The sequence below is a fragment of the Candidatus Infernicultor aquiphilus genome (assembly GCF_002784285.1).
GTDB lineage: Bacteria > Atribacterota > Phoenicimicrobiia > Phoenicimicrobiales > Phoenicimicrobiaceae > Infernicultor > Infernicultor aquiphilus.
Genome location: NZ_PFKO01000140.1, coordinates 1 through 2,045, shown reverse-complemented (window position 1 = coordinate 2,045; position 2,045 = coordinate 1). Strand labels below are relative to the sequence as shown.

At 32.8% G+C, this 2,045-nt stretch carries 2 protein-coding genes; both read left to right on the top strand.

Translation table 11 applies throughout. The annotated features are described in order from the left end of the window. The first annotated feature begins 497 nt into the window (after nucleotides 1–497). Nucleotides 498–1,676: an SDH family Clp fold serine proteinase gene (locus tag COZ07_RS03820; RefSeq protein WP_406607262.1), complete on the top strand. Its 1,179-nt coding sequence runs from the start codon at nucleotides 498–500 to the stop codon at nucleotides 1,674–1,676. Nucleotides 1,677–1,690: 14 nt separating this feature from the next. Further along, nucleotides 1,691–1,870, top strand: coding sequence for a hypothetical protein (locus COZ07_RS03815; RefSeq protein WP_406607261.1), 180 nt, complete (start codon nucleotides 1,691–1,693; stop codon nucleotides 1,868–1,870). The last annotated feature ends 175 nt before the right edge of the window (nucleotides 1,871–2,045 follow it).

The following is a 2,045-nucleotide window of genomic DNA, read 5'->3' as shown; positions in this document are numbered from 1 at the left end:
TAGGGTCTAATTCTCCTGGAGCTTGCTGAGATAAGATAGAAACAGACCTGATTGGAGATGTCCCGTCAGCTTGCTACGGGGTAGTTCATTAATACGTACACCTTAAGTTAATGACATTGTGATAAATCAGGGCTTCGCAATGACATTTAATAATTATGCGGGTTTGATGAATCGAACCACTACATTTATTCCAGCTAATTCTTTCTGTACTTCTGAGAAGCGCAGGGAATAATATTCCCGATTCTGCTGATTTGAGGTAATGGTATTTTACTTTTTAAATATGTGCTATAATAATTCATAAGGATAAATGTGTTAGATAAAATATCTACTCTTTTAAGTTCTAAAATTAATATTAATATAATAGATCCTGAGAATTGTAAGGATTCTATAAGAAAATATAAAAGAATATCTATAGGGCGGAAAAAACCTGGTCTTTAGCTGCACACTAAATATCCGAATATTGCAAAATTTAAAGAGAGGGTATCTATATGGGTTTAATGAATGAATATATCAACAAAAGATTAAGTGGCTCTGAATTGGAATCCGAGTTGTTAAATTTAATATCTGAATATAACAAATTAAGAGATACATATTTATTTGTATATGCTGCCGCAATTGGGAAACCTATCCCTGGTATTTCATTAGAGCAATCAGACTTTTATTTAATTCATGATTTATTGGCAGATAAAAAAGAACTTCAGAAGGTTGATCTATATATGGAAACACCAGGAGGTAGTGGTGAAACAGCTGAAGAGATAGTCAAATTCTTACGCAATAACTTTGATACAGTTTCATTTGTAGTATCTGGAGAGGCTAAGAGTGCCGGTACAATTATTGTTTTATCAGGTGACGAAATTTTGATGACTGAAACTGGAAGCTTGGGACCGATTGACGCACAAATGAAAATTGGGCGTTCTGTAATATCAGCATATGACTATATGGAATGGGTTGAAGGGAAAAGGAAAGAAGCAGAAGAGCAAGGTAGGTTAAATCCATTTGATGCTACAATGGTAGCACAGATTACACCTGGTGAATTAGGTAGTGTGTTTTATGCTTTAAAATTTGCTGAAGATTTAGTAGTTGAATGGTTGATAAATTACAAATTCAAAAAATGGATTGTTACCGAAACCCGTAAAATAGCTGTAACTAAAGAAATGAAAAGGAAACGAGCAGAGGAGATTGCAAAGGAATTAACAGATCATTCTAAGTGGAGATCGCATGGAAGGTCAATAAAAATTGACGATTTGGAGGAAATTGGATTAAAGATAACCAGGGTAGATGATGACCCGAAATTAGCTGATATTGTGTATAGAATTCAAACAGTTTGTAAGATGATTTTCGAAACTACTACCTCTTTTAAGATATTTGCCACTCAAGATAACAAAATATTTAGGCAAGCTGTTCCTATGGGGGCTCCGATAAGGATACCAAGAAAGCTAACGCCAATACCGGATGTAGTTGAAATTGAACAAAAGTGCCCAAAGTGTGGGGAAGTTTACAAGATATATGTAAAATTTAATCCAAATCCTCAGATTGATATAGATTTCAAAAATAAAGGATTTATACCTTTTCCAAAAGATGCTAAAATTATTTGTAAGTGTGGTTTTGAAATAGATTTATCAGGTATTAAAAATCAGATTGAAATACAAACAGGAAGGAAAATTATTGTTAAGTAAGAGGAGGAAAAATTGTGAAACTAAAGAGGAAAGAATTAAGACAAAAAGAAGAGAAGGTGTTATTAACCTTTTTAAAACAAACCCGAAAGGGCAAGTACGCCAGGATAGATGAGAGTTCATTGCCCTATTTAAGACTTAAAGAACAAAGAGAAGAAGATTATTCTGAAGATGAATATTATTATAGTATCAGATAAGCCCTGCTTAGTAGATACTCACTTAGCAGGGTAGATAGTAATTTATACTAATGATGGTAAATGTAATATCCTAGTATAGATTGCTTTTGTCTTGTTTTAGAATAAAGTGAAAGTATTGAGATTTAATTAAAAATAAGGGATAAAAGGGGATAGGTTACTTTTTATTATCAAAGTA

What these genes read in the sequence shown, in the direction of transcription:
- COZ07_RS03820 (WP_406607262.1), top strand. Translation starts at nt 498, where the DNA reads ATGAATGAATATATCAACAAAAGATTAAGTGGCTCTGAATTGGAATCC.